Annotated in this window: 5 protein-coding genes; 3 read left to right on the forward strand and 2 right to left on the reverse strand. The window is 69.8% G+C overall.

The window, feature by feature from the left end; all coding sequences use genetic code 11:
• A partial coding sequence (locus PMI14_RS06515) for an ATP-binding cassette domain-containing protein (RefSeq protein WP_007851558.1) occupies positions 1-1,786 on the forward strand: 1,786 nt, incomplete at its 5' end.
• A gap of 10 nt (positions 1,787-1,796) precedes the next feature.
• Positions 1,797-2,507, forward strand: a complete 711-nt coding sequence (locus PMI14_RS06520) for an ABC transporter ATP-binding protein (RefSeq protein WP_007851560.1) — start codon at positions 1,797-1,799, stop codon at positions 2,505-2,507.
• Here the strand turns inward: PMI14_RS06520 and PMI14_RS06525 are convergent.
• A complete protein-coding gene (locus PMI14_RS06525; protein ID WP_007851562.1) occupies positions 2,489-3,109 on the reverse strand; it encodes a LysE/ArgO family amino acid transporter in 621 nt (206 codons plus the stop codon). The two genes, PMI14_RS06520 and PMI14_RS06525, sit on opposite strands and share 19 nt — an antisense overlap.
• 216 nt (positions 3,110-3,325) lie before the next feature.
• Here PMI14_RS06525 and PMI14_RS06530 point away from each other — a divergent pair, with 216 nt between their 5' ends.
• On the forward strand, positions 3,326-3,637 hold the full coding sequence (locus PMI14_RS06530; RefSeq protein ID WP_007851564.1) for a hypothetical protein: 312 nt from the start codon (positions 3,326-3,328) through the stop codon (positions 3,635-3,637).
• A gap of 20 nt (positions 3,638-3,657) precedes the next feature.
• Here PMI14_RS06530 and PMI14_RS06535 read toward each other — a convergent pair.
• A partial coding sequence (locus PMI14_RS06535; RefSeq protein WP_035202652.1) for a sensor histidine kinase KdpD occupies positions 3,658-4,490 on the reverse strand: 833 nt, incomplete at its 5' end.

The following is a 4,490-nucleotide window of genomic DNA, read 5'->3' on the forward strand; positions in this document are numbered from 1 at the left end:
CCCCGCCGCTACGGCGGCCGTGCTGGTCCCGCTGGCGATCAGCAACGACTTCCATCTCAAGATCATCTTCACGGCCGGCATGTACTACCTGGCTGCCGCCGGCCTGAACGTGCTGGTCGGCTGGAGCGGGCAGAAGTCGCTCGGCCATGCCGGCCTGTTCGCTGCCGGGGCCTACACGGCGGCGCTGCTCACGGCCCAGGCGGGCTGGAACCCCTGGCTGGCGCTGCTGGCCGCGGCCGTGGTGGCGGGGCTCTTCGGCGTGCTGATCGCGTTGCCCTCGCTGCGCGTCAAGGGCCCGTCGCTGGCCATGGTGACCATCGGCTTCGGCATCGTGGTCGAGAAGATCGTGACCGAATGGCAGGTGCCCTTTGGCGGCCAGCAGGGCATCTACGGCATCGTGCCGCCCTCCATCGGCGGGCGCATGCTGGACATGCGCGGCTGGGCCTGGCTGGTGCTGGCCTTTGCGCTGGCCATCCACCTCCTGCTGCGTACCCTGCTCGGGGGCAAGTACGGCCGCGCCTTCCAGGCCGTGCAGGCGGCCGAGGTGGCGGCCGAGAGCGTGGGCATCGACGTCTACCGCACCAAGGTGCTGGCCTTCGTCATCAGCGCCGTCACCTGCGGCGTGGCAGGGGCCCTGGTGGCGCAGCAGAACCAGTACATCAACTCCGACTTCATCAGCTTCAACCTGTCGATCTTCCTGCTGCTCATCGTGCTGTTCGGCGGCCCCTCCGTCATGGGGCCGGCCGTGGGCGCCATCGCCCTCACGCTGCTCGACGCCTTCCTCGCGCGCTGGCCCGGGTTGCAGCATTTCACCTACGGGGCGCTGCTGCTGTTTGCGCTCTATGCCATGCCCCAGGGCCTGGCCGGCTCGCTGCAGCGGCTGGGGCGGCGCCTGTGGCCGCGGCTGCAGCAGGCGCCGCCATTGCCGATGGTGCAGGGCGAGTGGCAGCCGCGCCAGGCCGCGGGGGCACCGGCCGGAGGCGTGATGCTCAACGCCAGCGGGCTGTACAAGGCCTATGGCGGCGTGGTGCCGACCAACGAGGTCAGCCTGTCGCTGCGCGCGGGCCATGTGCATGCGCTGATCGGCCCCAACGGTGCCGGCAAGACCACGCTGCTCAACATCCTGTCGGGCATCGTGGCGCCGGACCGGGGGAGCATCGAATTCGCAGGCCAGGGCATCGCCCGCGTGCGCACCAGCCAGATCTGCCGACTGGGCATAGGGCGCACCTTCCAGAATCTCAAGCTGTTCACCCACATGAGCGTGCTGGACAACGTGCTGGTGGGCCTGCACCCGCACCTGCGCGTGGGCTTCGGGGCCAGCCTGCTGGGCCTGCCCGCGGCGCGGCACGAGGAGCGCCAGGCGCGCGAGGAGGCGGTGCGGCTGCTGCAGTTCGTGGGCATGCTCGACCGTGCCCACGACGAGGCCGGCAGCCTGCCCTATGGCCTGCAGCGCCGGCTGGAGCTGGCCCGTGCGCTGGCCACCCAGCCGCGCCTGCTGCTGCTCGACGAGCCGGCCGCCGGCCTGAACCCGCAGGAGACACAGGCGCTGACGGAGCTGATCCGGCGCATCGGCGCCAAGGGCATCACCGTGCTGCTGATCGAGCACCACATGGACCTGGTGATGGCCGTGTCCGACCACGTGGTGGTGCTCGACTACGGTGCCAAGATCGCCGAGGGCACGCCGGCGGCCATGCAGGTGGACCCCAGGGTCATCGCCGCCTACCTGGGCGTGGATGACGAGGAGGAGAGCATCGCTGTCGCCACACCATCCCCTGTCCCTGCCTGAGGCGTCGTCCATGCTCCAAATCGAACAACTCGCGGTGAACTACGGCGCCATCCAGGCCCTGAAGGGCGTGAGCCTCACGGTCGCGGCCGGGGAGGTGGTGACCCTCATCGGCGGCAACGGTGCGGGCAAGAGCACGCTGATGAAGGCCATCTCGGGCCTGGAGCCCTGTGCCGGCGGGCACATTGCCTTCGAGGGGCAAGACCTGGCGCGCACGCCGGCGCACCGGCGCGTGGCCCTGGGCATCGCCCAGTCGCCCGAGGGGCGCCAGGTGTTCCCGGACCAGAGCGTGCGCGACAACCTGCTGCTCGGCGCCTACCTGCGGCCTGCGGGCGATGCATCCGTCGGCTCGGACCTGGAAGCGCAGTTCACCACCTTCCCGCGCCTGCGCGAGCGCCAGCACCAGATGGCCGGTACCCTGAGCGGTGGCGAGCAGCAGATGCTGGCCATCGGCCGGGCACTGATGGCGCGCCCGCGCCTGCTGCTGCTCGACGAGCCCTCGCTGGGCCTGGCGCCGCTGATCGTCAAGGAGATCTTCGGCGTGATCCGCGCGCTCAAGCAGCGCGGCATGACCATCCTGCTGGTGGAGCAGATGGCCAACCAGGCGCTCAAGGTGGCCGACCGGGCCTATGTGCTCAAGACCGGCGAGATCGCCTCGTCGGGCCCGGCCCGGGCCCTGCTGGAAGACCCCGCCGTGCGCGAGGCCTACCTGGGCAAGCACTGAGCCCAGGCCAGGTAGGCCGCCATGCCCAGCATGGCCAGGGCCACGCCCGCGTCGAGCAGGCGCCCGGTGCGCGCAGACGCCATGTGGCGCCGCGCATGCCCGGCACCCGCCACCAGGGCGACGAACCACAACAGCGACGCGGCCACGGCCCCGGTGGCAAAACCCGGTCGGGCGCCTGGGGCCAGGGAGGCACCCACGGTGCCGATGACGAGTACCGTGTCCATCCAGGCGGCTGGGTTCAGCAGGGAGGTCAGCAGCAAGGGCCGCAGGCCCGCGGGCCGATCGGGCGCTGCGCCCGCGCGCGGTTCTTGGGCGGGGCGCAAGGCACTGTGCAGGGCCTTGGCGCCATGCACCAGCAGCAGGCCGATGCCCAGCCACAACGCGGCGGCCTGCCAGCCCGGGGCCTGGTTCAACGCGGCCGACAGGCCCAGGATGCCTAGGGCGATCAGGGCGGCATCGCTGCCCGCGCCCACGCCGATCAGCACTGCTGCGGGCCGGCCCGCCAGGGCCTCGCGCAGGATGAGGATGTCCTTGGGCCCGGGGCACAGAAAGACACCGAGGCCCAGAATAAAGCCCTGCAGGAGGGAAGAGAGGTCGAACATGGAACATGCCGACAACCTCTCAAGCTGGACCGGTACAGATGGTGTGCCGCCATCATAGGGGATCTCCCCGCAGGGTCGTTGGCCGCCAGCGGCTCCTGCGGCCGCAGTGGCGCCCGTCCTACAGGTCTTCGGGTGCTGCGGGAGGCCAGGAATCCCGTGTCCAAAAATACCATGGAGCCAGACACAACAGACCTCGCGGTCGAAAGGAAGGCTTCCATGAAAAGTTGGTACAAGCTATCGCTGGGCAACGATGCCCAGGCCTTTGAGCCCACCCAGCGCATCCAGCAGATGTTCATGTCGCAGTTCCTGGTCTCGCCGGCAGGTTCCAAGCGCGCGCTGTTCTCGTGCTACGACAAGCAGGCGGACAAGCTGTGGCTGTTCTTCTCGCCCGCCGCGCAGGACATTGCGCTGCGCGTGTATGCCAAGCCTTGCGATCCACCCACGGCGCTCGACTGCATCGGCCTGCTGGCCGGTGAGGGCGATGCCCTGGCCGACCCGGTGCACCTGGAAGCCGAAGCCACCGCCTGAGCGGCCATCGGTGGCGGTGGCTACTGCGCTGGTGCCTCGCTCTGCGGCAGCACCAGCCTGAATTCCGCGCCCTTGCCTTCGTCGCTCTCGACCTCGATGCTGCCGCCATGGCGCTGCACCACGGTGCGCACTAGGGCCAGCCCCAGCCCCACGCCGGCAATGCCAGGGTGGCTGCGGTCATGCAGGCGCTGGAAGGGGGCGAACAGCTTGTCCTGCAATGCGGGCGCAATGCCGGGGCCTTCGTCGCGCACCGCCAGCACCCACTTGCCGGGCCGCTCTGCCAATGTGCAATGGACGGTGGTGCGCCGTGGGCTGTACTTGACGGCGTTGTTCACCACATTGGCCAGCGCGCGGCACAGCAGCGAGCGGTCGCCCATGAACGGGGCGGTCTCCGGCGCCCCGGCCACCAGCACCTGCACATCTGCGTCGCGCGCCAGCACCCAGACCTCGTCCACGGTCTGGTGCAGCACGTCCACCAGGTCCAGGGGTTCGCGCCGCATCGCCTGCGATTCGGCACTGGCCAGCTGGATGAAGTTCTCGGCCATGCCCAGCGAAGTCTTGGCATAGCGCGCGATGAGCTGCATGAGTTCAGCGTCCGACATGCGGCCTGGATAGGCCTGGTGCATCTCCAGCAGCGTGAGGATGGAGGCATTGGGCGCGCGGATGTCGTGCGAGATGAAGTGCATGGCCTCGTCACGTTGCTGCAGCGCGCTGCGGATCTCGGTCAGGTCCACCAGGGTCACGAGCCAGCCCGATTGCGCCAGGTCGGTGAACTGGCGGCTTTGCACCAGCACGCTGCGGCCCTTGGCATCGCGCCCCTCGCGGCGCGCCGGCAGGTTGCGGCTGGGCAGCC

This window comes from Acidovorax sp. CF316, from assembly GCF_000276605.1.
Lineage (GTDB): Bacteria > Pseudomonadota > Gammaproteobacteria > Burkholderiales > Burkholderiaceae_C > Acidovorax.

What these genes read in the sequence shown, in the direction of transcription:
- PMI14_RS06520 (WP_007851560.1), top strand. Translation starts at nt 1,797, where the DNA reads ATGCTCCAAATCGAACAACTCGCGGTGAACTACGGCGCCATCCAGGCC.
- PMI14_RS06525 (WP_007851562.1), bottom strand. Translation starts at nt 3,109, where the DNA reads ATGTTCGACCTCTCTTCCCTCCTGCAGGGCTTTATTCTGGGCCTCGGT.
- PMI14_RS06530 (WP_007851564.1), top strand. Translation starts at nt 3,326, where the DNA reads ATGAAAAGTTGGTACAAGCTATCGCTGGGCAACGATGCCCAGGCCTTT.